Annotated in this window: 22 protein-coding genes; all 22 read left to right on the top strand. The window is 59.6% G+C overall.

The genetic code is table 11. The annotated features are described in order from the left end of the window. Window positions 1-1,101 precede the first annotated feature (1,101 nt). The 22 genes from tssA to ACWGZX_RS13695 all read left to right on the top strand — a co-directional run bounded on the left by tssA (window position 1,102) and on the right by ACWGZX_RS13695 (window position 26,245). Window positions 1,102-2,658 (top strand): type VI secretion system protein TssA, encoded by a 1,557-nt coding sequence (tssA, locus tag ACWGZX_RS13800; RefSeq protein WP_452628695.1) that lies wholly within the window; start codon window positions 1,102-1,104, stop codon window positions 2,656-2,658. Window positions 2,659-2,690: 32 nt separating this feature from the next. Further along, complete coding sequence (gene tssB, locus ACWGZX_RS13795) at window positions 2,691-3,194, top strand: type VI secretion system contractile sheath small subunit (protein WP_452628694.1); 504 nt, start codon at window positions 2,691-2,693, stop codon at window positions 3,192-3,194. Window positions 3,195-3,220: 26 nt separating this feature from the next. Beyond that, window positions 3,221-4,696 (top strand): type VI secretion system contractile sheath large subunit, encoded by a 1,476-nt coding sequence (gene tssC / locus ACWGZX_RS13790; RefSeq protein ID WP_452628693.1) that lies wholly within the window; start codon window positions 3,221-3,223, stop codon window positions 4,694-4,696. Between the two features lie 13 nt (window positions 4,697-4,709). Beyond that, complete coding sequence (tssE, locus tag ACWGZX_RS13785; RefSeq protein WP_452628692.1) at window positions 4,710-5,117, top strand: type VI secretion system baseplate subunit TssE; 408 nt, start codon at window positions 4,710-4,712, stop codon at window positions 5,115-5,117. A gap of 10 nt (window positions 5,118-5,127) precedes the next feature. Continuing rightward, window positions 5,128-5,646, top strand: a complete 519-nt coding sequence (locus ACWGZX_RS13780; protein WP_452628691.1) for a PAAR domain-containing protein — start codon at window positions 5,128-5,130, stop codon at window positions 5,644-5,646. Then, window positions 5,639-6,559, top strand: coding sequence for a hypothetical protein (locus ACWGZX_RS13775; RefSeq protein ID WP_452628690.1), 921 nt, complete (start codon window positions 5,639-5,641; stop codon window positions 6,557-6,559). Before ACWGZX_RS13780 ends, ACWGZX_RS13775 begins: the two co-directional genes overlap by 8 nt. Window positions 6,560-6,579: 20 nt before the next feature. Beyond that, a complete protein-coding gene (locus tag ACWGZX_RS13770) occupies window positions 6,580-7,002 on the top strand; it encodes a hypothetical protein (protein WP_452628689.1) in 423 nt (140 codons plus the stop codon). Window positions 7,003-7,004: 2 nt separating this feature from the next. After that, window positions 7,005-7,229 carry a hypothetical protein gene (locus ACWGZX_RS13765; RefSeq protein ID WP_452628688.1) on the top strand — a complete coding sequence of 75 codons (225 nt, stop codon included), beginning with the start codon at window positions 7,005-7,007 and terminating at the stop codon, window positions 7,227-7,229. Beyond that, window positions 7,229-7,534: a hypothetical protein gene (locus ACWGZX_RS13760; RefSeq protein ID WP_452628687.1), complete on the top strand. Its 306-nt coding sequence runs from the start codon at window positions 7,229-7,231 to the stop codon at window positions 7,532-7,534. Before ACWGZX_RS13765 ends, ACWGZX_RS13760 begins: the two co-directional genes overlap by 1 nt. A gap of 110 nt (window positions 7,535-7,644) precedes the next feature. Next, on the top strand, window positions 7,645-9,432 hold the full coding sequence (tssF, locus tag ACWGZX_RS13755; RefSeq protein WP_452628686.1) for a type VI secretion system baseplate subunit TssF: 1,788 nt from the start codon (window positions 7,645-7,647) through the stop codon (window positions 9,430-9,432). Next, a complete protein-coding gene (tssG, locus tag ACWGZX_RS13750) occupies window positions 9,396-10,403 on the top strand; it encodes a type VI secretion system baseplate subunit TssG (RefSeq protein ID WP_452628685.1) in 1,008 nt (335 codons plus the stop codon). The genes tssF and tssG overlap by 37 nt, the downstream gene beginning before the upstream one ends. Window positions 10,404-10,416: 13 nt before the next feature. Next, window positions 10,417-13,065, top strand: a complete 2,649-nt coding sequence (tssH, locus tag ACWGZX_RS13745; RefSeq protein WP_452628684.1) for a type VI secretion system ATPase TssH — start codon at window positions 10,417-10,419, stop codon at window positions 13,063-13,065. Window positions 13,066-13,075: 10 nt separating this feature from the next. Continuing rightward, window positions 13,076-14,593, top strand: coding sequence for a sigma-54 interaction domain-containing protein (locus ACWGZX_RS13740; protein WP_452628683.1), 1,518 nt, complete (start codon window positions 13,076-13,078; stop codon window positions 14,591-14,593). Between the two features lie 205 nt (window positions 14,594-14,798). Then, the gene (locus tag ACWGZX_RS13735) at window positions 14,799-14,939 is read left to right on the top strand and encodes a hypothetical protein (protein ID WP_007894589.1); all 141 of its coding nucleotides are present in this window, start codon (window positions 14,799-14,801) and stop codon (window positions 14,937-14,939) included. A gap of 17 nt (window positions 14,940-14,956) precedes the next feature. Next, window positions 14,957-16,153 (top strand): type VI secretion system-associated FHA domain protein TagH, encoded by a 1,197-nt coding sequence (tagH, locus tag ACWGZX_RS13730; protein WP_452628682.1) that lies wholly within the window; start codon window positions 14,957-14,959, stop codon window positions 16,151-16,153. A gap of 5 nt (window positions 16,154-16,158) precedes the next feature. Continuing rightward, window positions 16,159-16,659: a type VI secretion system lipoprotein TssJ gene (gene tssJ, locus ACWGZX_RS13725; RefSeq protein ID WP_452628681.1), complete on the top strand. Its 501-nt coding sequence runs from the start codon at window positions 16,159-16,161 to the stop codon at window positions 16,657-16,659. 2 nt (window positions 16,660-16,661) lie between these two features. Continuing rightward, a complete protein-coding gene (gene tssK, locus ACWGZX_RS13720; protein WP_452628680.1) occupies window positions 16,662-17,993 on the top strand; it encodes a type VI secretion system baseplate subunit TssK in 1,332 nt (443 codons plus the stop codon). A 5-nt stretch (window positions 17,994-17,998) separates the two neighbouring features. Then, a complete protein-coding gene (gene icmH, locus ACWGZX_RS13715; RefSeq protein ID WP_452628679.1) occupies window positions 17,999-18,874 on the top strand; it encodes a type IVB secretion system protein IcmH/DotU in 876 nt (291 codons plus the stop codon). A 13-nt stretch (window positions 18,875-18,887) separates the two neighbouring features. After that, window positions 18,888-22,424 carry a type VI secretion system membrane subunit TssM gene (tssM, locus tag ACWGZX_RS13710; RefSeq protein WP_452628678.1) on the top strand — a complete coding sequence of 1,179 codons (3,537 nt, stop codon included), beginning with the start codon at window positions 18,888-18,890 and terminating at the stop codon, window positions 22,422-22,424. Then, window positions 22,424-23,152 (top strand): PP2C family protein-serine/threonine phosphatase, encoded by a 729-nt coding sequence (locus tag ACWGZX_RS13705; protein ID WP_452628677.1) that lies wholly within the window; start codon window positions 22,424-22,426, stop codon window positions 23,150-23,152. The genes tssM and ACWGZX_RS13705 overlap by 1 nt, the downstream gene beginning before the upstream one ends. Then, entirely contained in the window at window positions 23,149-24,165 is a 1,017-nt protein-coding gene (locus tag ACWGZX_RS13700) for a serine/threonine-protein kinase (RefSeq protein WP_452628676.1), read from the top strand. Before ACWGZX_RS13705 ends, ACWGZX_RS13700 begins: the two co-directional genes overlap by 4 nt. Window positions 24,166-24,193: 28 nt before the next feature. Continuing rightward, complete coding sequence (locus ACWGZX_RS13695; protein ID WP_452628675.1) at window positions 24,194-26,245, top strand: type VI secretion system Vgr family protein; 2,052 nt, start codon at window positions 24,194-24,196, stop codon at window positions 26,243-26,245. The last annotated feature ends 8 nt before the right edge of the window (window positions 26,246-26,253 follow it).

Genomic DNA, 26,253 nt, shown 5'->3' with positions numbered 1-26,253 from the left:
TCGGCCATGACTGCACGACAAGGTTTAATCCAGCGCCAAGTGGTGGCGTAGGAAATGGCCAGCGCTTTCGCAGCACTGGGCGAAGTCCAGCCCGCCAAGAGGTACTGACCGAAATCGGACCACAAATGCGTATGCCCGCAACTCGGAAAGGGGGTTTTTGACCGACAGTAAAAGCTTTTTCTGCAGACTGCACAGCGACAAGAAGGGCGTTGCGGGTTCGTAAGGGCCTCCGTTAGGGAATGCTGATGACCACAATGCGGGCATTCGACCGTCGACTTATCGGGTAGCTCGCGCAAGTAGCGGATAAAGGCGTCCGCTTGCCCGTGCAACTCGGCGGGCAGGCATCTGTGGTAGTCGGGAGGGGCGTGATGATCAGCCATTGATGGAGGGAGCATTCGCTTATCCTTTTGCTTTGTTAGCTCGTCCTTGAGCTGAGGAGGAATAAGTCGCGTTGCCAGAGCCTTGCCCGGCCTGAGCAAGCGTCAATGTTTAGCACGCTAACAACGCATTAAACGGGGTGATGTAGGACGCAGCCGGAAGCGCTGTCTGAAACTTCCGAATTTCAGAATATTGCATTGCAGTTACACGCGAAGTTCCTGCCATTACACGGTGCGGTGAACAATTTGAGTATCTACTCAAACCAAAAGTGCCATCAATTCGATGGCACTTTTTTGCGCCTCTATTGTTTTGCCTCGTTGTTTGAAAAATATCGGAAACATTTCGGAATGGTCCTACATTCATCCTTGCTAATTGTTGGCATGCTGTTCGCCTGCCACGGAAGCTCGCAGCCAAAAGATTGCGTCAGGTTTGGCGGGCCGCTCTAAATCAGGTGTTTCAGAGGTGTCAGATGATGGGTTAAATATTAAATCGACATCAGGGGATACCCTGACACCTATAGGGAAATCTCCTGTGGCAATAAACATCACTTCGTCTTGTTGTTTAATCGGGTGCTTGCTAGTGGCCATCATCGTGAGTACGATGCGCCAACTTTGTAAGAGCACGATCTCAATTGGATGAGACTTTTCGTAGCTCTTTGATACTGTCCCGCGCCGCTGAAATATTCATTGGGCGTATGACCGTAATCCTGAATAAAGGCCATGGATGTCCTACTCAAGCAAACTTTCCGCGCATTACCTTGAACTCGCAAAAGTCTCTGTTTCCAAAGAGAATTTCGCGGGCGAGGACGTTCGTTTTTCGAGCGAATACGAGGCCCTGGAAAGCGAGCTGGCGAAAGCCTCGTCCATGCACGAAAGCGGTCAGATCGACTGGCTGAAAATCCGTGAAAACAGCGAAAACCTGCTGCGCACCCAGTCCAAGGATTTGCGGGTCGGCGCGTGGTTGACTTGGGCCCTGTACCAACGTGAATCCTTTCAGGGACTGCTGGCCGGCCTCGGTCTGCTGCACCATTTGGTAGAAAACCACTGGGCCGAGATTCACCCGAGCAAGGCCCGCACGCGCTCCGCTGCCATCAGTTGGCTGGTGCCGCGTCTTGAGCAGGTGCTCACCGAAAACGTCGCGATCAAAGAGCAGTTGCCGATGTTCCGGCGGCTGGTCGAACACCTTGAAGGCCTCGATACCGCCTGCACCGCGCACTTGGGCGACGATGCGCCGCTGTTGCTGCCGATCTCCCGCCGCCTGAAAAACATGGTGCAACGCGCCGCCGACAATCAGCCGGAGCCCGGCGTAGTAGGCGCTGCAGTGGTTCAGGTGAAACAAGCCGCCACGCAGCTGTTAACCCCCGGCGCAACGATCGACAACGAAAAAGAAGCCCACAAGGCCCTGCGCGCCCAGCAGGAAAGCGCGCGTCCATTGTGTGCCTGGTGGCTCAAGCAGAAGGCCACTGACCTGCGCGCCTTGCGCCTTAATCGCACGCTGCTGTGGTTGCCCATCGACGCTGTTCCCGAGCGTAATGCCGAGCAAATCACCGCGTTGCGCGGCTTGCCAGCGGACAAGCTCAAGGCCTATCAAGACCGTTACGATCAGGCCAAATACGCCGACCTGCTGGTGGAACTGGAGGCAAGTCTCGCGAAGGCGCCGTTCTGGTTCGACGGCCAACGAATGGTCTGGGAATGCCTTCAGGGCCTGAATGCCGAGATGGCCATGCGCGAGGTGGAAATCCATTTCGCGCTGTTGATTCAGCGCCTGCCCGGCATCATCGAATTGTGTTACCACGATGGCGCGCCGTTCGCCGATCCGGCCACCCGCGCCTGGATCAGCGCCAACGTCATGCCGCACCTGCAAACCGCCAGCGCGCCGCGCAAGGTCGAAGTCGCGGACACCCAGCCGGCCTGGGAACTGGCCCTGGAAGAAGTCCTGCCGGTTCTGCGCAAGGACGGCCTCAAGGCTGCCGTGCAGATTCTCAAGCAGGGCCTGCAAAGCGCCCAGGGCGGGCGCGTCCGTTTCTTTTGGCAGTTCGCCCTCGCGCGGCTGTGCTTCATGGCCAAGAAATACGAACTGGCCAAGACCCAACTCGAAACCCTCGACCAAACATTACAGGACTCAGGCCTGCACGCCTGGGAGCCCGATCTTGCGCTGCAAGTGCTGCATTTACTGCATAGCTGCTGCGAGTTGTTACCGCAGAACCATGCCGTACGTGAACGCAAGGAAGAGATTTATCGCAGGCTGTGCCACCTCGATCTTGAAGTGGTACTCGAATAGGCCCCAGGGCCACAACCGCAAGGAGAAAAGCCATGGCCAAAGAAGGCTCGGTAGCCCCCAAGGAACGCATCAACGTCACGTTCAAACCTGCCACCGGTGGTGCACAGGAAGAGATCGAACTGCCGTTGAAACTACTGGCAATCGGTGACTACACCCACCGCAAGGACGAACGCAAAGTCGAAGATCGCAAGCCGATCAGTATCGACAGGACGACCTTTGACGAAGTGCTGGCCAAGCAAGAGCTGAGCCTGACGCTGAGCGTACCGAACCGTCTTCAGGAAGAAAGCGACACTGAAGAACTGGCCGTGCAACTGCGCGTCAACTCGATGAAGGACTTCAACCCGGCCAGTCTGGTCGAGCAAGTGCCTGAGCTGAAAAAACTGATGGAACTGCGCGACGCGCTGGTGGCCCTCAAAGGCCCGCTGGGTAATGCGCCTGCGTTCCGCAAAGCCATCGAAGGCGTGCTCGCCGACGACGAATCCCGCGGTCGCGTATTGGGTGAGCTGGGCTTGAACGCCGCGCCCCAAGACGTCTGAGCCCCCATCAGCCAAGGAAGCCAACAATGAGCACTAGCGCAGCACAGCAAAAGAGCAACGAGAACGGCGAATACAGCATTCTCGACAGCATCATCGCCGAAACCCGCCTGACCCCGGACGACGAAGCCTACGACATCGCCAAACGCGGTGTGTCGGCCTTCATCGAAGAGCTGCTCAAGCCGCAGAACAACGGCGAGCCGGTCAAGAAAGCCATGGTTGACCGCATGATCGCCGAGATCGATGCCAAGCTCAGCCGCCAGATGGACGAAATCCTCCACCACCCTGATTTCCAGTCGCTGGAATCGTCGTGGCGTGGTCTGCAGTTGCTGGTCGACCGCAGCGACTTCCGCGAAAACATCAAGATCGAAATCCTCAACGTCTCCAAAGACGACTTGCTGGACGACTTCGAAGATTCGCCGGAAGTGATGCAGTCGGGCCTGTACAAGCACATCTACACCGCTGAATACGGTCAGTTCGGTGGTCAGCCGGTGGGCGCGATCATTGCTAACTACTTCATGTCCCCAAGCTCGCCGGACGTGAAACTGATGCAGTACGTGTCCAGCGTTGCCTGCATGTCCCACGCGCCGTTCATCGCTGCAGCCGGCCCGAAATTTTTCGGCCTGGAAAGCTTCACCGGTCTGCCGGACCTGAAGGATCTGAAAGATCACTTCGAAGGCCCGCAATTCGCCAAATGGCAGAGCTTCCGCCAGTCGGAAGACTCCCGTTACGTTGGCCTGACCGTGCCGCGTTTCCTGCTGCGTAACCCGTACGATCCGGAAGACAACCCGGTCAAATCGTTCGTGTACAAAGAGACCGTCGCCAACAGCCACGAGCACTACCTGTGGGGCAACACTGCCTACGCGTTCGGTACCAAGCTGACCGACAGCTTCGCCAAATTCCGCTGGTGCCCGAACATCATCGGCCCGCAAAGCGGTGGCGCGGTGGAAGACCTGCCGTTGCACCACTTCGAAAGCATGGGCGAAATCGAAACCAAGATTCCTACCGAAGTATTGGTTAGCGACCGTCGTGAATACGAACTGGCCGAGGAAGGTTTCATCTCCCTGACCATGCGTAAAGGCTCCGACAACGCGGCGTTCTTCTCCGCAAGCTCAGTGCAGAAGCCGAAGTCCTTCGGCGTCAGCGCAGAAGGCAAGGCCGCAGAGCTGAACTACAAGCTCGGTACCCAACTGCCGTACATGATGATCGTCAACCGCCTGGCTCACTACTTGAAAGTGCTGCAGCGCGAGCAACTCGGTTCGTGGAAAGAACGTACCGACCTCGAGCTGGAACTCAACAAGTGGATCCGCCAATACGTGGCCGACCAGGAAAACCCGAGCGCTGAAGTGCGTGGCCGTCGTCCATTGCGCGCTGCCCAGATCATCGTCAGCGATGTTGAAGGCGAGCCTGGCTGGTACCGCGTCAGCCTGAACGTGCGCCCTCACTTCAAGTACATGGGTGCCGATTTCACCCTGTCGCTGGTTGGCAAGCTGGACAAAGAGTAAGCGGAGCTAATTCATGACTGGATACGGCAGCCTTTTCGAACGCCTGGGTGGCGACGCGGACAAACGCGTCGGCTGGAGCCGCGAGGTCTCCGCCATGGCGTCCGTGGCTGCCCATCTGGCCAAGATGCTCAGCACCCGTGCGGGCAGCGTGCAAACGCTGTCCGACTACGGACTACCCGATCTCAATGACATGCGTCTGAGCCTGCACGACTCCCTGAGTCAGGCCCGTCTGGCCATCGAAAATTTCATCGAAGCCTACGAGCCACGCCTGAGCAACGTGCGTGTCATCTCCCTGCCGCGTGACCACGATCAGCTTCGCCTGTCCTTCAGCATCGAAGGCCTGCTGGAAGTTGAGGGTTTCAAGCGTCAGGTCAGTTTCGCCGCGCGCCTGGATGGCAGCGGTCAAGTGAAGGTCAACTAAGGAGATTCGTATGTCCGGCAAACCCGCAGCACGTGTCACCGACCCCACCGCTTGCCCGCTCCTCGGCCACGGCACCAACCCGATCGCCGCCGGTTCCGGCGACGTGTTCTTCGACGGCCTCGCGGCCGCCCGCGAAGGCGATGCATCGGCGTGTGGTGGTGCGATGGTTGGCGATCTTGCGACGACGGTTTTGATTAATGGAAAACCGGCGGCCACCGTGGGCTCCGTCGGTACTCATGGCAACAAGGTTACGGCTGGGTCTTCGACGGTGATTATTGGGAATTCACATACGCCAGTGCCGTTTGTTCCTCCCGTTCCAATGCCAGGTTACTTCAACGATTTTTTTGTTTTGCGGGATGAAGAGGGGAATCCGATTGCAAATTATGGCTACCGTTTAGAGACCGAGTCAGGTGAGGTCTACGAAGGGGTAACAGACGCCAACGGTCATACCAAAGATGTTAGTACTGGCAAAGCTTCCCAAATACTTAAAGTCTCTCTTCTCACTCCAGCAGGTGTCGCGAATGTCTAACGCTACGCCTTTGGCCCAGGCTCCCACAACGGGATCGACTAATCGTGACGGACAAATCGTGACCGTAAAACTAGCTAAGCTATCAATGTATGAGTTCAACGTCAGGTCGTTTCATCCGGGGAAAACATTTGGCTGGAGCGGCTTTAATTTTGAAGGGGATGCCCGCGGTTTTTCGCTAAAGCCCAGCGGGCTGTCTGGCGTTCAAGGGACTTTAATAACTTCACGTGTATGGCATAAGTTTTTTGTAAAACTGGCAACGAACGAGGTTACTGATACACAAACGGAGTCTAATGACTCTGGAAAAGCAGGCGCTGAGCATACTCACTACGATGCAGAGCTAAAACCCAAAGGTGGAAGCTGGCCGTCAATTAAAACTGAAAAGGGCGCGGTTACTACTGTCTGGGTAAACGGTGGTTACGCAGGTGAAAACCACGCTTTTCCGTTTTCCGCGGAAACTAAGAAACTCACAGGTATGACATTCGTACCGAGTCTAGATGTCAGTTACAAAATTATAATGACACTTGATCGAGTAGCTAAGCATTTGGATGTCGTAACGTACATCACGGGTGATGGCTTTCCGAATTGTGAGGCGTTTATTTCTGATTCGTCTGGAAAGTCTATCTTCCTCGGCGTGCATGTTCGAAAGGCGGCGGCCCTTGTTGCCTTGTTTGGTGACAAGAAGTATCCAATGATTTCTTCGGCTATTCGCATAGAGGTTGATGATGAGGGGAACTTCAAAGAAAAGCTGGGAAACGAGATGAGAAGGCGGAAACTGAAAAAGGAACAGCTGGAAATGCGGCCGATTGAAGAGTGGAACGACTTCTTCATCAACCTCAGCCCCAACGATGGTCGTTGGATGGGCATTTGGGAGGAGCCTATGCCGGATTCCAACACCGAGTCGACGTTGAAATGACATATAGGAGTTATTTCAAAGTGGCGATCTGGTCGCCAGCAGTTTTGTTACCGATTCTGCTGATGCTTGATGCTTTCTATTCTTCCAAACCACTACAAGGTGGAGTGGAACAGTTTTTTCTTCTCTATGTGCTCGGTTTTGGGCTCGCTGCATATGTTTTATTTGCAATTTTTTCTTCACGTGTGATTTCTAAAAAAACCGAGTCTGAAGTTTTGCGGCTCGCGAGGTGGGCCCCAGTAATTTTTATTCCGTTTTATGGTGTTCCCTGGATTTTGTATGGCGTTGGATGTTTGATGTTTGGCCGGCTTGCTGGTTTGGGAATGATGTTTTTGTGGTTGGCTTATACCCCCTATGTTTTAGTTGTTGGGGGGCTATTTTCGGTTGTCACTATTTTTCTTTTTAAGGTGATGCGTAAATTTTCTCTGTTTTCCGAGATGCACTAAAAATGTTTTTAGTAGCACCTGTATTTTGGCGTGCGGGACGCCTATGGATCGAACGGGTTCTCATTTTTCAAAAAATGGGACTGTCCCCTATTTTGCCTCTTTTGATGAATGAGTCCGGTAGCCGCGGAGAAGGTGTTGGGCATTTTTACTATGGTATTGATGGGGTTTCAGGTGAACAACGTCGGCTCGAATTAGCAAAGTCACTTTATGCCGGTGGTTTGCGTTGATGAACAGTGCGAAAAAAGTTAAGGCAATGATCGTTCTTGCGCTTTTGCTGATTTTACCCTTTGCATTGCTTGAAGCTTATGTGGTTATCCGTTTTGGTTTTTCTGAACCTTATAGCTATTGGTTTTCCGTTCCTATGGGGATTGTTTCATTCTTGCTGTTGCAGTTCGCTATTGGTTATGGGGTAGTTAAAGGATGGGCTATCTGCAAAATGTCGAATAACTATTATTTTCTGGGGCTGTGGGTGGTCAGTGTGTTGGTGTTGTTTTTACTGCCGAAATTTTTTTCAAATGGGCCGATGTCGTAATTATGTTTTGCGAAAAAGGCGTGTTCTAAAAGTTCTACGTGATTTCCGGGCTGACAGTCGCGCTCTACAGGACAATTTTTTCATGAGTTCCACTACCACGCAGGTACCCCGTGTCCTTTAACCACTACTACCAAAGCGAACTCACCGCACTTCGCCAGTTAGGTCGTCGATTCGCCGAGCGTAGCCCGGCGTTGGCGCCTTTCCTCGGCCAGGCCGGGCGGGATCCGGACGTGGAGCGGTTGCTGGAAGGTTTTGCATTCCTGACCGGGCGCCTGCGCCAAAAGCTGGATGACGAACTGCCAGAACTCAGCCACTCGCTGATGCAGCTGCTGTGGCCCAACTACATGCGGCCACTGCCGGCGTTCAGCATTTTGCAGTTCGACCCGCTCAAGCGTTCCGGCCCGGCGCTGAAGGTCGAGCGTGATACGCCGATTGAAAGCGTGCCCATCGAAGACGTGCATTGCCGTTTCCGCACCTGCTACCCGACGGAAGTCCAGGCACTGGATCTGGCCGCGCTGACGTATTCAGTGAAAGGCGACGGTTCGCTGTTGAGCCTGCGCCTGGAGATGAGCGCCGACGGTCATCTCGGTGAGCTGGAATTGAGCCGCTTGCGTCTGCACTTCGCTGGCGAGCGCTACATCAGCCAGATGCTGTACCTCAGTCTGTTGCGCAATCTGGAAGGCATCGAGCTGATCCCGCTGGATGGCGCCGGCAAACCCATCAACGGTGTCAGCGGTAAACCGATGGCGTTCAAGCTGCCCGGCGACCGTGTGCAGCCGGTGGGGTTTGCCGAAGAAGAAGCGTTGATCCCGTACCCGCTGAACACCTTCCGCGGCTATCGCTACCTGCAAGAATATTTCGCCTTCCAGGACAAGTTCCTGTTCGTCGACGTCAACGGTCTGGACATTCTCAAGGCGCTGCCGGAAGACACCCTCAAGCAGATGCGCGGCCTGGAGTTGCGCTTCGATATTCGCAAGAGCGGCATCCTGCGCATGCGTCCGACCCTGGACAACGTGAAGCTGTATTGCACGCCCATCGTCAACCTGTTCAAGCACGATGCGCTGCCGATTCGCCTCGACGGCAAACAGGACGAATACCTGCTGCTGCCCGCCGAATACGACCTGGAAAATTGCGGTGTGTTTTCGGTGGAAAGCGTCACGGGATGGAAGCCCGGCGGCCTCGGTTATCAGGAGTACGTGCCGTTCGAATCCTTCGAGCACGACCCGAGTTTCGACGTGCCCAACAGCCGCCCGCATTACAGCATTCGCCAGCGCTCGTCGCTGTTGCACGACGGCCTCGACACCTACCTGAGCTTCGGCATTCGTCACACCGAAGCCCACGAAACCCTGTCGATCGAACTGATGTGCACCAATCAGAACCTGCCGCGCAAGCTCAAGCTCGGCGACATCAGTCGGGCCTGCGAAGAGACGCCGGAGTTCCTCACTTTTCGCAACATCACCCCGGCCACCCCCAGCTATGCGCCACCGCTGAACAACGACTTCCTGTGGAAGCTGATCAGCAACATGTCGCTTAACTACCTGTCTCTGGCCGACGTCAATGCGTTGAAGGTGATTCTCGAAACCTACGACCTGCCGCGCTACTACGACCAGCATGCGGCGAAGGTCAGCAAACGCCTGCTCGGCGGGCTCAAATCGATCAAACACCAACACGTCGACCGCTTGCATCGCGGCTTGCCGGTGCGCGGGTTGCGCACCGAGCTGACCATCGACCCGCAAGGCTACATCGGCGAGGGCGACCTGTTCGTGTTCGCTTCGGTTCTTAACGAGTTTTTCGCGCTTTACGCCAGTCTCAATTCGTACCACGAGCTGCGGGTAAAAAGCACACAGGGAGAGGTGTACCAATGGACACCACGTATGGGCCTTCAGCCGCTGCTTTAAGCGGTCTGACCCGGGGAATACGCGAGTACTCGCTGTTTCAGGCCGTGCTGCTGGTGGTTGACCGGCTGCGCGAGGCCCACCCGCACCTGAGTCAGGACGATCTGTACGACCAGCTGGAATTCCAGGCCAACCCGAGCCTGGGTTTCCCTGGCAGCGATGTCGATCGCGTGGAGTTTTTCCACGAGCACGGGCAGCTGCGCGCCCGCCTGCGTTTCAACCTGATCGGCCTGGTCGGTTCCGGTTCGCCGCTGCCGGCCTTCTATGGTGAACAGGCCCTGGGCGACAGCGAAGACGGCAACCCGACCCGCAACTTCCTCGACCTGTTTCACCATCGCCTGCAACGGCTGATGCTGCCGATCTGGCGCAAATACCGCTACCGCGCGAGCTTCGAGAGCGGCGCGCTCGACCCGTTCTCTTCGCAACTGTTCGCGTTGATTGGCCTGGGCGGCGAAGAGATCCGCAAGGCCGGGGAGCTGAACTGGAAACGCCTTCTGCCATACCTCGGCTTGCTCAGCTTGCGGGCGCACTCGGCGGCCCTGATCGAAGCCGTGCTGCGTTACTACTTCAAGCACGCCGAACTGACTATCGAGCAATGCATCGAGCGCCGTGTGGAAATCCTCGACGAGCAGCGCAATCGTTTGGGCCGCGCCAACAGCCTGCTCGGCGATGACCTGGTGCTGGGCGAACACGTGCGCGACCGCAGCGGCAAATTCCGCATTCACATCCGCGAACTCGACTGGCAACGCTTTCACGAATTCCTGCCGATCGGTTTCGGCTACCAGCCGTTGTGCGCGCTGGTGCGCTTCACCCTGCGTGACCCGCTCGATTACGACATTCGCCTGGTGTTGCGCCACGAAGAAATCCGCGAACTGCGCATCGGTGAGCAGAACGCCTGTCGGCTGGGGTGGACCAGTTGGCTGGGCCGCGAAAAAGCGGACGGCGTGGTAACCCTGGGCAGCAAAATTCATTAAGGACAGATGACCAATGATCAACGTAGACCTGCAACAGCTTATCCAGGCGCTGGACGCCGAAACCCGTCGTGACCTGGAAAGTTCTGCCGAACGCTGCGTCGCCCGTGGCGGCAGTAAGATCCTCGTCGAAGACTTGCTGCTGGGCCTGCTGGAGCGCCCGCAAGGCCTGCTCGCACGCGCGCTGCAAGATGCCGAAGTGGATGCCGGTGAGCTGAGCGCCGCCCTGCAATCGCGGGTCGAGCACAGCGCCTCGCGCAATCCGGTGTTTGCCCCGGAGCTGGTGCAGTGGCTGCAAGATGCCTTGCTGGTGGCCAACCTCGAACTGGGCCAGACTCAGGTCGAACAGGCCGCGCTGATCCTCGCCCTGCTGCGCAACCCGATGCGCTACGCCGGTAGCCGCTACCAGTCGTTGCTGGCCAAGTTGAACATTGATCGCCTGAAAGAGTTCGCCCTGTCGCAGAAAGAACAACCGGCCACCGGTAAACCCGCCGTGCCGGGAGAATCGCTGTTGCAGCGCTTCACCCACAACCTGACCCAACAGGCCCGCGACGGCAAACTCGACCCGGTACTGTGCCGCGATGGCGCGATCCGGCAGATGGTCGACATCCTCGCCCGTCGCCGCAAGAACAACCCGATTGTGGTCGGTGAAGCCGGCGTCGGTAAAACCGCGATCGTCGAAGGCCTGGCCTCGCGCATTGCTGCCGGTGAAGTGCCGCAAGTGTTGAAAGGCGTCGAGTTGCTGTCGCTGGACATGGGCTTGTTGCAGGCCGGCGCCAGCGTCAAAGGTGAGTTTGAACGTCGCCTCAAAGGCGTGATCGACGAAGTCAAAGCCTCGCCGAAACCGATCATCCTGTTCATCGACGAAGCCCACACCCTGATCGGCGCGGGCGGTAATGCCGGCGGTTCCGACGCGGCCAACCTGCTGAAACCGGCGCTGGCTCGCGGCGAGTTGCGCACCATCGCGGCGACCACTTGGGCGGAGTACAAAAAATACTTCGAGAAAGACCCGGCGCTGGCCCGTCGTTTCCAACCGGTGCAACTGCACGAACCGACTGTCAGCGAAGCGGTGACCATCCTCCGTGGCCTGGCTCAGGTCTACGAGAAGAGCCACGGTATCTACCTGCGCGACGACGCCGTGGTTGCGGCGGCCGAGTTGTCTGCTCGCTACTTGGCTGGCCGGCAGCTGCCAGACAAAGCCGTCGACGTGCTCGACACCGCGTGCGCCCGCGTTCGCATCAGCCTCGCTGCCGCGCCGGAAAGCCTTGAACGCCTGCGTGGCGAACTGGCCGAAGGTGGCCGTCAGCGTCAGGCCCTACGCCGTGATGCCGAAGCGGGTTTGCTGATCGATCACGAAGCGCTGGACGCGTTGGAAGCGCGTCTGGATGAAGCCGAAGACGAAAGGGGCGCGCTGGAAACCCTGTGGACCGAACAGAAAGAACTCGCCGAATGCTTGCTGGACCTGCGTCAGCAGCTGGCCAAGGCCCGCGAGGCCGCTGCCGTCGAACGAACCGTCACGGTTGAGGAAGACGCTGAAGGCACCGTGATCGAAACCCTTCCGGTCGACGAAGCGCAAAGCGTCGAAGCCCTGGAAGCCCGGCTCAACGACACGCACAAAACCCTGACAGCATTGCAAGTCAAAGAACGCCTGGTGAGCTTCGAAGTCTGCCCGCGTCTGGTCGCTGAAGTGATCAGCGCCTGGACCGGCGTGCCATTGGCGCAACTGGCCCGCGAACACAACGCCAAGGTCGCGAGCTTCGCCACCGACCTGCGCACGCGCATCCGTGGTCAGGAACAAGCCGTTCACGCACTGGACCGTTCGATGCGCGCCACCGCTGCCGGCCTGAACAAACCGGATGCGCCAGTGGGCGTGTTCCTGCTGGTCGGCCCGAGCGGCGTCGGCAAAACCGAAACCGCGCTGGCCCTCGCTGATTTGCTCTACGGCGGTGATCGTTTCATCACCACCATCAACATGTCCGAGTTCCAGGAGAAACACACCGTTTCGCGCCTGATCGGTGCGCCGCCGGGCTACGTCGGTTATGGCGAGGGCGGCATGCTCACCGAAGCCGTGCGGCAGAAACCGTACTCCGTTGTTTTGCTCGATGAAGTCGAGAAGGCTGACCCGGACGTGCTGAATCTGTTCTACCAAATCTTCGACAAAGGCGTGGCCAACGACGGCGAAGGACGCGAGATCGATTTTCGCAACACGCTGATCCTGATGACCTCGAACCTTGGCAGCGACCGCATTAGCGAACTCTGCGAAAACGGTGCGCGGCCGACCGCCGAAGTGCTCGAAGAAACCATTCGCCCGGTCCTCAGCAAGCACTTCAAACCGGCGCTGCTGGCGCGCATGCGCGTGGTGCCTTACTACCCGGTCGGCGGCCCGGTGCTGCGCGAGCTGATCGAAATCAAACTCGGTCGTTTGGGCGAGCGCTTGAACCGTCGTCAGCTGGATTTCACCTACTGCCAGAACCTCGTCGATCACCTGGCCGAGCGCTGCACCCAAAGCGACGGCGGCGCGCGCCTGATCGACCATTTGCTCGACCTGCACGTGCTGCCGCTGGTGGCCGACCGCTTGCTCGACGCGATGGCCACCGGTGAAAGCCTCAAGCGTGTGCACGCCACGCTCGATGGCGACGCCAGTGTGATCTGCGAGTTCGCCTGAGGTGGGTGTGATGTTCACTCAAGTGCCGCAACCGCTGGTCTATGCCGAAGCCTTGCTGGCGCAGTTCGCCAGCCTGTCGCGGGCGGCGGACGGTGCTGCGCTGCTGGGTGACTTCGTGCGCGGGTTGGCCGAACTCAGCGGTTGCGAACTGACGCAGCTGTACCTGCTGGATGCGACCCACACCAGTCTGGGGATGAACGCCGAATGCCTGAACGGCATTCTGCAGCCCCGGGAAGCGGCGAGCCTGCCGGCGGATTACAACGGTGAACAACTGCTGCAGTTCGCCCTGTGCCAGAACCGCGTGGTGAGCCTCGGCGAGTTGAGCGGCAGTCTGCACGAAACCAGTTTCCTGCCACCACAGGCAACGCCTTGGCAGTCGCTGCTGTGCGTGCCGCTGGTCAATCAACAGAAAGCGGTCGAAGGCTTGCTGCTGTGCGCCAGTCGCCGGCACATCGACCTGCAAGGGTTTGCCGATTCCCTCGGTCAACTGGGCTCGTTTGTGCTGGGCCAACTGCACTTGCTGCAACGTTTGCGTCAGCCGATCGGTATTTCACGGCCAGTGCCGGTCAGTGTGCCGAGCGCCAGCGGTTACGGCTTGATCGGCAAAAGCTCGGCCATGCGCCAGACCTATTCGCTGATCAGCAAAGTCCTGCACAGCCCTTACACGGTGTTATTGCTCGGCGAAACCGGGACCGGCAAGGAAGTGGTCGCCCGGGCCATTCACGACTGCGGCCCGCGACGCTCCCAGGCGTTCATCGTGCAGAACTGCGCGGCGTTCCCCGAGAACCTGCTGGAAAGCGAACTGTTCGGCTACCGCAAAGGCGCCTTCACCGGGGCTGATCGTGACCGCGCCGGCCTGTTCGATGCGGCCAATGGCGGCACGTTATTGCTCGATGAAATCGGCGACATGCCGCTGTCGCTGCAAGCCAAGTTACTGCGCGTGTTGCAGGAAGGCGAGATCCGCCCGCTGGGCTCCAACGACACCCACAAGATCGACGTGCGCATCATTGCCGCGACGCACCGGGATTTGTCGGTGCTGGTCAGCGAAGGCAAGTTCCGCGAGGACTTGTACTACCGCCTCGCGCAATTCCCGATCGAGTTGCCGGCGTTGCGTCAGCGCGAGGGCGACATCCTGGATCTGGCGCGGCACTTCGCCGACAAGGCCTGCTCGTTCTTGCAGCGCGATGCGGTGCGTTGGTCCGATGCTGCGCTTGATCACCTGTCCGGATATGCCTTCCCCGGCAACGTGCGCGAACTCAAAGGCCTGGTCGAACGCGCGGTATTGCTGTGCGAGGGCGGCGAGTTGCTGGCCGAGCATTTCTCCCTGCGCATGGAAGCCATGCCGGAAGACAACAGCCTGAACCTGCGCGAACGCCTGGAGCAGGTCGAGCGCAGCCTGCTGCTCGATTGCCTGCGCAAAAACGACGGCAACCAGACCCTCGCCGCCCGCGAACTCGGCCTGCCACGCCGCACGCTGCTGTACCGCCTCGGGCGCCTGAATATCAACCTGGGTGATTTCGATGTGTGAACTCCCTAACCCTGTGGCGAGGGGGCTTGTCGGAACGCCGCATCGCCCCGTTCGGCTGCGTAGCAGTCGCAATCCAGCTAATGCGGTTTGCCTGAATAAACGCGGTGGCCGGTTTTGGGGCCGCTTCGCGACCCAACGGGGTGGTGCGGCATTCCGACAAGCCCCCTCGCCACTTTGTGCTTTGTCTACCCATGGAGACCCTCTGATGCCTGTTCGTCACTGGCAAGCCGTCCTGCTGACCCTCGTCGTTCTATGCGGCCTCGGCGGCTGTAGCGGCAATTACAAATACAACGACAACACCTATCGCCCATTGGGTGATCCGCAGGCGGTCAATCGCGGCAAGTGACCGCAAGGAGTATCACCATGGAACTGGTTTTCGAAATGCTCAACACCAAGCAATTCGTGCCCACGAATTTGTGCCAGAAGACCTTCAAGCAGGCCGGTGGCGTCATCGGTCGGGGCGAGGATTGCGACTGGATCATTCCGGACCGCAAGCGGCATCTGTCCAACCACCACGCGTTGATCAGCTACCGCGAAGGCACGTTTTTCCTGACCGATACCAGCAGCAACGGTATCCAGAACAGCGAAAGCGGCGCGCGCCTGCGCAAGGGCGAAGCCATGCGCATCGAACACGGCAGCGTCTACGTGCTGGGTGATTTCGAGATCCGTGCGCGGCTGGTGCGTGACCCGGCGACCTTCGACGTGGAAGTCGGCCGTCCGCAAGCGGCGGGCAGCATCATTCCCGATGACGCCTTCCTCGACCTCGACCCGCTGAATGCGCTCGATCAACAAGAACGCGTGTATTCGGAAATCGAGCAATTGATCTCCCCGAGCACCACCATCGAGGACACCCGTCAGCGCGCCGACTATGCACGCATCGACATGGAAAGCCTGTTGGTCCCGGAGCTGATCAACGCCCCGGTAGAACCCGCACCGGCTCCGCCGCCGAAAGCGGTCGAACGCCAGAGCGAAGGGTTCTGGGAGCATTTCGGTGCTGCGCTGGGCGTGGACCTCAAAGGCCTCGACCACGACGCCCGCGAAGCCCTGGCGCTGAACACGGCACGCTTGCTCAAGCAAAGCGTCGGCGGTTTGCAGCAGAGCCTGCGCACCCGCAGCGAACTGAAAAACGAACTGCGGCTGGCCCAGACCACCGTGCAAGGCTCTCAAAAGAACCCGCTGAAATTCGCCGTCGATGCCGGTGAAGCGCTGGGCATTTTGTTGCAGCCGAACAAGCCGGGCCAACTGCCGGCCGAACAGGCGGTCTCCCGTGCATTTCGCGATTTGCAGGCGCATCAGGTGGCGCTGTTGACCGCCAGCCGCGCCGCCGTTCGCGGCACGCTGGAGCACTTTTCGCCGCAGCAATTGACCCTGCGTTTCGAGCGCGACAACAAGCCGTTGCTCGCCACCTCCGGCAGTCGCTGGAGAGCCTACGGCCGCTATCACCAGGCCCTGCGACAGGACGATGACTGGAGTGAACGCCTGCTGGCCCGTGATTTTGCTCAGGCCTACGAAGAACAGATCCGCCTGATTTCCACCCTACACACCGACCACCAAGGATGATGCGCATGTCTCGCTGCTCGACCGCTTTTTTCAAGACGCTGACGGCGCTCATAGCCCTGGTGCTGTTGGCCGGTTGCTCGTCGCTGTCGCCGTATTCGAAAGTGACCAAACTCAACCTCAAACTGACCGCCAGCGATCAGCTGAACCCGGACCTCAACGGGCGTCCGTCGCCTATTGTTGTACGCCTGTTCGAGCTCAAGCACCCGGTGACTTTCGAGAACGCCGACTTCTTCAGCCTGTATGAACGCGCCAAGGAATCCCTGGCCCCGGACCTGGTGGCCAGCGAAGAACTCGAACTGCGTCCGGGCGAAACCATTGAACTGAAACTCAGCGTGGAAGAGGGCAGCCGCTACGTTGGCGTGCTCGCCGCCTACCGCGACCTGCCGGAAACCAAATGGCGCTACACGGTGCAAATCACCCCGGTGGACGTCACCGACGCCGACCTGACGCTGGATCAAGCCGGTATCCGCAACAGCCACGAAGCGCTCGCCAAGGCGGATGACTGATCATGAATACCCATAAAGTCATTTGGCAGGAAGGCATGCTGCTGCGGCCGCAGCACTTCCAGCACAACGATCGTTACTACGACCACCAGATGAAGACCCGCACCCAGTTGCTGGGCAGTTACACCTGGGGCTTCCTCAACCTTTATATCGACTTGCAGTTCCTCAACATGGGCAAATTGGTGGTCAGCCAGGCATCGGGGATTCTGCCGGACGGCAGCCTGTTCGAACTGGGTGGCAACACCGAGCCGCTGGCGCTGGATGTGCCGCCGAACACCGGCAACACGCCGATCTACCTGGCGTTGCCGCTGGTGACCGGTAACCACATCGAGTCGCGCCGTGCGGAGCAGTCCGACGTGCTGGCGCGCTACACCGCGTACGAAGCCGAAGTCGCCGACTCCAACGCCGGTGATGATTCCGCTAGCCAGGTGCGCTGCGGTCGCCCGGACTTCAAGCTGTTGCTCGGCGAGCAGCAGACCGATCAGGCCTACGTGAAGCTGAAGATCTGCGACGTGCTCGACACCACGCCCGACGGCGTGATCAGCCTCGATCCGGATTTTGTGCCGACCTACCTTCAGGCGCATGCCTCCAGCTACCTGCTGTCGTGCCTCAAAGAAGTGATCAGCATGCTCGGTCACCGCGGCGACACCATCGCCGACCGCATCCGCTCCAACGGCAAGGTCGGCGGCGCGGAAGTCGGCGACTTCATGATGCTGCAACTGATCAACCGCACCGAGCTGCTGCTGCGTCACTACCTCGGTCTGGAACAGGTGCACCCGGAAGAGTTGTACCGCACGTTGCTGACCATGCTCGGTGATCTGGCGACCTTTTCCAGCGACAGCAAACGCCCGCGTCTGGACAGCCGTTACCAGCACAGCGATCAGGGCGCGAGCTTCCGCAAACTGATGGAAGCAATTCGTCAGGTGCTGTCGATGGTGCTGGAACAGCACGCCATTGAACTGATCCTGCAGGAGCGTCAGTACGGGATCATCGTCTCGCCGTTGCACGACCACAAACTGCTGGGCTCGGCGTCGTTCGTGCTGGCGGCCAGTGCCAACTGCGACTCCGAAGAACTGCGCCACCGCTTGCCGGCGCACCTCAAGGTCGGCCCGGTGGAGCGCATCCGCCAACTGGTCAACCTGCATCTGCCGGGCATCAAGGTCAAACCGTTGCCGGTGGCCCCACGGCAGATCGCGTTTCACTCCAACAAAACCTATTTCATCCTCGAACTCAGTTCCGCAGACCTGGCAGAACTGGAGCTCTCCGGCGGCTTTGCGTTCCATGTCTCCGGCGAATTTTCCGAGCTTGAACTGAAATTCTGGGCCATCAGGAACTGACCGAAATGATTAAGGACATGGAACACCATCAGGACGATAAAACCGTCTTGCTCGACCGCCAGGGCCACGGTCCGGCGCAAAGTCCGCTGACCGATTTCGCCGCACCGCCGCGTTTCGAACAGCTCGAAGAACGCATGATCTACGCCGCGCGTTTGCGCCCGGCCGAAGCGTTCAACATCAGCCTCAATTCGCTGGTGGCTGCTGCCTCCGAGCTGTTGTCGGAAGTGGTGCGACTCAAGCACAGCGCCACCCGCGAAGACATGTTCGCGCTCAACGAGCGACTGACTGCCGGGCTCAAACTGTTTGAAGTGCGCGCACTGCACAACGGCGCTGAAAGCAGTCAGGTGATGGCCGCCCGTTACGTGCTGTGCACCGTGGTCGACGAAGCCGTGGTGACCACGCCATGGGGCAACGAAAGCGAGTGGTCGCAGATGAGTCTGCTCAGCAGCTTTCACAACGAAACCTTCGGTGGCGAGAAGTTCTTCCAGCTGCTGGATCGCCTATCGAAAAACCCGGCCAAACACCTGCCGATGCTGGAGCTGATGTACCTGTGCCTGTCCCTTGGATTCGAAGGCAAGTACCGCGTGCAAGCACGCGGCATGCTCGAACTCGAAGGCCTGCGCGACGCCTTGTACCGGCAGATCCGTCAACTGCGCGGCGACGTTCCTCGCGAACTGTCGCCGCACTGGGAAGGCCTGAACGATCAACGCCGCAGCCTGGTGCGCATCGTGCCGGCATGGATGGTGGTGCTGTTCACTTTCGTCTGCCTGGTGGTGATGTATTCGGGTTTCGCCTGGGTCTTGGGCGAGCAACGCGAAACCGTTCTGCAACCTTTTCAGCCGCTTGATCCGGCCGCGGTCCAGCCGCAGTCGCAGCCGTAAACAGGGACGTGTAATGAAAAAGTTTTTTAAGAAAGTCGGCGCATTTCTGCGCAAGACCTGGGTCTGGACCTTGCTGGTGGTGTTGTTTGTCGCGCTGCTGGTGTGGTTCGTCGGGCCGCTGCTGGCGGTGGATGACTACAAGTTCTGGGAAGGCTCGACCTCGCGCTTGCTCACCATCAGCGTGCTGTTCCTGATCTGGGGCCTGACCATGGTCTTCGTCAGCTGGCGCGCGGGCGTGCGTAAAAAAGCCGTCGAAGACACCGAAGACGGCCAGGACCGCATCCGCCGTGAAGAGTTGATCGACGAAGAGCAACGAGAGTTGAAGGTGCGTTTCAAGGACGCCTTGAAAACCCTTAAGACTTCGAGCCTGTACCGCGGTCGCAGCGAGCGCTGGCGCAGTGATTTGCCGTGGTACTTGCTGATCGGCCCGCAGGGCAGCGGCAAGACCAGCCTGCTGGACTTTTCGGGCCTTGAGTTTCCGATCAACAAGATCGACCGCAAACTGACCCGCGACACCCTCGGCACCCGTCATTGCGACTGGTACTTCGCCGACCACGGTGTGCTGATCGACACCGCCGGGCGTTACCTGACCCAGCCGGATGGCGAAGTCGACGGCAGCGCCTGGAGCACCTTGCTCGACCTGCTGCGCAAGCGTCGCCGCAACCGTCCGTTGAACGGCGTGCTGGTGGCCATTCCGGTGGAAACCCTGCTGTGTCCCGACGAGAAAGATCTCGAGGTCCTGGCCCGCCAGGTGCGCGCGCGCTTGCAGGAAGTGCATTCAAATCTGCACGTCGATGTGCCGGTTTACCTGGTGTTGAGCAAGGCTGACAAGTTGCTCGGATTCGACGAGTTCTTCGACCAACTGACCCGCGAAGAAAGCGATCAGGTGCTTGGCACCAGCTTCCGCAAAGAGCAGAGCGGCACCGACGTGGCCGTGCTGCGTGCCGAGTTCGAAGAACTGCTGCGTCGCCTCAACAGCCAAGTGATCATGCGCATGCACCAGGAGCGCGACACCCAGCGCCGTGGCCGCATCCTCGACTTCCCGCATCAATTGGGGCAGATCGGCGAGCGTCTGTGCCTGTTCGTCGACATGGCGTTCACCGGCAACCGCTACCAGCGTGTCAGCCAGTTGCGCGGCTTCTACCTGACCAGCGCACCGCACCTGACCCAAGAGATGGACCAGACCACCGCCGGCATAGGCGCCAATCTGGGGATGAACGCCGGCATGCTGCCGACCCTGCGCAGCGGCCGTTCGCGGTTCATTCATCATCTGCTTAGCCGAGTGATTTTCCCCGAGGCCGATCTGGCCGGTCTGGACAAGCGCGAACGCAGCCGCATCCATTGGGGCCAACGTGCGCTGTACGTGGGCGCGCTGGCGGCATTGGCTCTGTTCGGCATGCTGTGGGCGGGCGGTTTCTCGGCCAACTATGAGCGTCTGGAAAACCTGCGCAACCTGGCGCAAACCTGGACCCAACAACGCTCGGCCCAGACCGCGCGTGATGACTCCATGGCCGTGCTCAAGCCCCTCGACACTGCCTATGCGGCAACTCAGGTCTTCCCGAAAAAAGGCGACGTGAGTTACCACGAACGTGGCGGTCTGTACCAAGGCGAAGACGTCAATCCAGTGGTCAAGTCCGCTTACGAGCGTGAGCTCGAAGCGCAACTGCTGCCGAAGGTCGCGACGCTGCTGGAAGGGCAGATCCGCGCCAACATGCAGGACCGCGAACGCCTGCTCAACAGTCTGCGCGCGTACCTGATGTTGAACATGAAAGACCGTCGCGACGGCCCGTGGCTCAAGGATTGGGTCGCCACCGAATGGTCCCAGCGCTACGCCGGCAACGCCGCCGTGCAAAACGGTTTGAATACGCACTTCGAGCGTTTGCTCCAGCAGCCGTTTATCTACCCGTTGAACGATCAATTGGTGGCTCAGGCACGTCAGGTCTTGCGTAGCGAATCGCTGGCTAATGTGGTTTACCGGATGCTGCGCGAGCAGGCCCGCAACCTGCCGGAATACCGTCTCAGCCAACACCTCGGCCCGCAAGGTTCGCTGTTTGTCGGCACCGATTACGTGATCCCGGGCTTCTACACCCAACAGGGTTATCAGCAGTATTTCTCGGTCCAGGGTTCGGCACTGGTTACTGACATCCTGCGTGACAACTGGGTGCTGGGCGAAGGCTCGGGCATCAGCGACATGGACTTGCGTCGCCTGATGGTCGAACTGGAGCAACTGTACTTCCGCGACTACGCCAACTTCTGGAGTGAAGCGGTCGGCCAGGTCGCCTTGCCACCGATCAACGACGCAGGCGAGGGCGCCGAGCAACTGGCAGGCCTGACCTCGGCCAACTCGCCAGTGCTGCAACTGCTGGTTGAAGTGCGCGAGAACACTCGCTTCTCGGTGGTTGCGGACAGTGCTGACGCCGCCGCCGATGCGGCCGGAAAACTGGCAGAGAAGGGTGGCAAGCTCGGTAAACTCGCGGCCGCTGCGGCTGACAAAGCCACCGACATGACCGCTCAAATTACAAAGCAGCTTCCCGACACCGCGAAGAAATCCCTGCAACGTCGCTTCGAACCGCTGCACCGTTTGCTGGACGACAACAACGGCCCGGCCGCTGATTTGACCCCGGCCCTGACGGCGCTCAACGACCTGCAAATGCAACTGGCGAGCCTGGCCCGTGCCAGTTCCCCAGAGCAAGCCGCGTTCGAAATGGCCAAGACCCGCATGAGCGGCCAGCGGGATGCGTTGAGTAACTTGCGCAATGCCTCCAACCGTCTGCCGCGCCCGGTCAGTGTGTGGTTCAACGTGCTGGCCGAAGACACCTGGCGTCTGGTGCTGAACGATTCCTACCAGTACCTGAACCAGCGTTATCAGAGCGAGCTGTACAGCTTCTACGGCAAGGCGATCAACAAGCGTTATCCGTTCAGCGCCCACAGCACCAGCGACGTGGCGATCAGCGACTTCCGCGAGTTCTTCAAAGCCCAGGGCATAAACGATCGCTTCTTCGACACCTACATGCGTCCGTTTGTGAGTGGCGATCCGGGCAACTACCGTCTGCGCAGCATCGACGGTCACAGCCTGCCGATTTCCAGGGTCTACCTCGACCAGATGGCGGCGGCACAAGTGATCCGCCAGAGCTTCTTCTCGATCAACCCGGCCGAGCCGCAAGTGCAGTTCAAACTGGAGCCGTACACCCTCGACCCGGCTGTCAGCCGTTCCGAGTTCAAGTTTGGCGACAAGACCATCGAATACCGTCACGGCCCGATCGTGCCGGTGTCGTTCAAATGGCCGACCGACGCTGAAGACGGTCGTACCAGCCTGGTCCTCGACAGAATGGCCGGCCGCCCGATCGGCATCGAGAAGAACACCGGTCCGTGGTCGCTGTTCCGTCTGCTCGACCTGATGCAGACCGAGTACCTGAGCGGCCGCGACGTGCTGGTGCTCAAAGCTGACGTGGGTGGCCTGCGCGCCAACTACTTGCTGTCGAGCCAGCGCACGCCGAACCCGTTCGACATGGGCGTGCTGCGCACCTTCCGTATGCCGGTGCAGCTCTGATGCTGGTTGCCAATCCCTGGCGCAGCGCTGCGCGTACCGACGCCGGCAAGGTTCGGGCGCGTAACGAAGATGCTTTCCTGGACTGCCCACAGCAGGGGTTGTGGGTGGTCGCGGACGGCATGGGCGGTCATCAGGGTGGCGACATCGCCAGCCAGTTGATCGTCGCCAGCCTGGCGGAATTGCCGGTGCAGGACGATTTCGACGAACGCCTCAAAGGCATCCGCCAGTGCCTGCACTGGCTCAATCGCCGTTTGGGCCAGGAGTTGACCGTCACCGCCGGGCGCCACGACAGCATCATGGGCAGCACCGTGGTGGCGCTGCTGGTGGAGGGCAATCGTGCGGCCTGCATCTGGGCCGGCGACAGCCGTTGCTACCTGTGGCGCGGCCAGCGTTTGTATCAACTGTCCAAGGACCACTCGCTGCAACAACAACTCATCGACGAGCAAAACATGAGCGTCGAAGAGGCCAAGGCTCATCCTGCCGCCCATGCCCTGACCCGTGCGGTCGGCGCGGCTGAGCAGCTGACCCTGGACGTGCTCGAACTCGAGGTCTACCCCGGCGATGCGTTTTTGTTGTGCAGCGATGGTTTGTACAACGGGTTGAGCAGCGACGCCTTGGGCAACGCCCTGAGCCTGACCGCGCCGCACGTTGCGCTGGAGCGTCTGTTCGACGGCGCTCTGCGTGGCTCGGCGCGGGACAACCTGACGGCCGTGGTGATCCGCCAATGACCCAACTCATGCCGCCGCTCGACGACCTGCTGGTGACCGATGAGCAAGCCAGTAACCTGACTTACTTTGCGTTTGCCACGCCTTTAAAGGGAAAGCCGCATAAAGCTGAACCCGCGCTAGCGCCGACCAAGCCCAGCATCGGCGAAATGCCGGACGTACTCGCAGGCCGTTACCGCATCGAGCGCCTGCTCGGTGCCGGCGGCATGGGTGCGGTTTACCGCGCACGGGACTTGCTGAGTGAGCAGTTCGGCGATCCCGACCCTTACATCGCGCTGAAAATCCTCAGCGAAGAATTTGCCGAATCGCCGGACGCCAGCGCCTTGCTCTACAGCGAGTTCGCCCTGACCCGACGCCTGCGCCACGACAACGTGCTGCGCTTGCACAGCTTTGAAGTGGACACCGACTGCCAGCGCGCCTTCATCACCATGGAACTCATGCGTGGGCTGACCCTGGACAAATTACTTTGCGAGCGGCCCCTGGGCCTGCCGTGGAAAGAACTGCGCGACATCGCACTGCCGCTGCTCGATGCGCTGGCCTATGCCCACGCGCGCGGCGTGCTGCACGGTGACATGAAACCGAGCAACGTGATGCTCAGCGAAGAAGGCGTGCGCCTGTTCGACTTCGGCCTGGGCCAAGCCGTGGAGGGCATCCTCCCCGGTCTGCCGCACCTGAGCCGCGACCGCTTCAACGCCTGGACCCCCGGCTACGCCGCCCCGGAACTGCTCGAAGGCCGACCGCTGGCCGCCAGCGCCGACGTCTACGGCGTGGCCTGCGTGCTCTACGAACTGGCCGGCGGCAAACACCCGTTCCGCCGCTTGCCATCGACCGAGGCCCGCGACGGCCAGCTCGAACGCGAGCTGCACCCGCCGCGAAACCTGCCCAAACACTGCTGGCCAGCCCTGCGAACGGCGCTGGCTTTCGATGCGGCCAAGCGCACCATCACCGCCGCCCAACTGCGTGACGCCCTGGGCGCCACTTCGTCTTTGCTGCAACGCCTGCGACTTCGGGCGTAACGGATGACTACCGAACAGGGAGCAAGCAATGTTCAACTCAGCTAACGAAACCCACTTCAGCCTGACCGTTGAAGGCTACGCGGGCGACCTGCAAGTGCTGTCGTTCACCGGCACCGAAGGCATCAGTCAGACGTATCGCTTCGACCTCGAACTGGTCAGCGAAAACCCCGATCTGGACCTTGAACTGCTCCTGCACAAGCAAGCATTCCTCGCGTTCGATGCGGCTTCTTCTAAGGGCGGAGGCAGCGGCATCCACGGCCAGATCTACCGCATCGCCCAAGGCGACGCCGGCAAGCGCCTGACCCGCTACAAAATCTCCCTGGTGCCGCACTTGCAATACCTGCATCACCGCACCAACCAGCGCATCTACCAGCAGATGTCCGCGCCGAAAATCATCGCGCTGATCCTCGAAGAACACGGCATCAAAGGCAACGCCTACCGCTTCCAACTCAGCCAGCCGTGTCCGGACCGCGACTACTGCGTGCAGTACGACGAAACCGACCTGCACTTCGTCCAGCGCCTGTGCGAAGAAGAAGGCATTCACTATCACTTCCAGCACAGCGCAAAAGCCCACCTGCTGATGTTCGGCGACGACCAGACCGTGTTCCCGAAACTCGGGCAGCCAACGGCGTATGTGCAAGGCAGCGGCATGGTCGCCGACGAACCAGTGATCAAGGGCTTCAAACTGCGCCTGGAAACCCGCACCAACCGCACCACACGTCGCGACTACGACTTCGAAAAACCACGCCTGCAACTTGAAGCCGCGTACAAACCCGACGGCGCCAGTACCGAACCCGACCTCGAAGACTACGACTACCCCGGCCGCTTCCTCGACCGCGCGCGCGGCAAATTCCTCAGCCAACGGGCGCTGGAACGCCACCGCGCCGACTACCAGCAAGCCGAAGGCCACGGCGACCAGACCCGACTGGTCAGCGGCCACTTCCTGGAAATGTCCGACCACCCGCGCACCGAGTGGAACGACCTCTGGCTGCTCACCGAAATCGTCCACGAAGGCAAACAGCCGCAAGTCCTCGAAGAGTCCGTGACCAGCGACACCACCGACAACAAAGACGACTTCCACCAGGGCTACCGCAACCGCTTCCTCGCCACCCCGTGGAACGTCTTCTACCGCCCCGCGCTGGAACACCCAAAACCCCGCGTCCTCGGCAGCCAGACCGCCATGGTCACCGGCCCCAAAGGTGAAGAAATTCACTGCGACCCATACGGCCGCATCAAAGTGCAATTCCACTGGGACCGCGAAGGGTTGGCGGACGACAAAACCAGTTGCTGGATGCGCGTTTCATCGAGCTGGGCGGGTGATCGTTATGGCGCCATCGTCATCCCGCGCATCGGCATGGAAGTGCTCGTCACCTTCCTCGAAGGCGACCCCGACCAACCGCTGGTGACCGGTTGCCTGTACCACAAGGAAAACCAGGTCCCCTACGAATTGCCGGCAAACAAAACCCGCACCGTGTTCAAAACCCTCAGCTCACCGGGGGGCGGTGGGTTCAATGAACTGCGCATCGAAGACAAGAAAGGTGCCGAGCAAATCTTCATTCATGCCCAGCGGGATTGGGATGAAAACATTGAGCATGATCAGAAGATTCGCGTGGGGAATGAGCGCCACGACACGGTGGTTAAGAACACCTACACCGAGCTGAAGGCGGAAGAGCATCGCACCACGATTGCGGATCGCAAGGTTGAAACGCGGCTGGATGATCACCTGACGATTGGGCAGAACCAGCATGTGAAGCTGGGGACTGCGCAGCTGACCAGTGTGGGGAAAGAGATTCATGTGAAGGCTGGGGCGAAGATTGTTATTGAGGCGGGCTCCGAGCTAACGATTTTGGGGGGTGGCAGCTTTATCAAGCTGGATGCCGGTGGTGTGACGGTGGTTGGGCCGGTGGTGAAGATTAATGCGGGAGGGTCGGCCGGTAACGGCACCGGGATTGGGATTAAACCGCCGGTGCTGCCGGGGGCGGCGGATAAGGATAAGGCGGGGAGTTTGATGGATCAGGCGTTGGGGAATGCGGTGCAGGAAAAACTCAAACCTACAGTCGATTACCCTTTCTCGCTATGAACGGAATG

Source organism: Pseudomonas sp. CLCA07, assembly GCF_053615335.1.
This window is presented reverse-complemented; position numbering and strand designations above follow the sequence as displayed.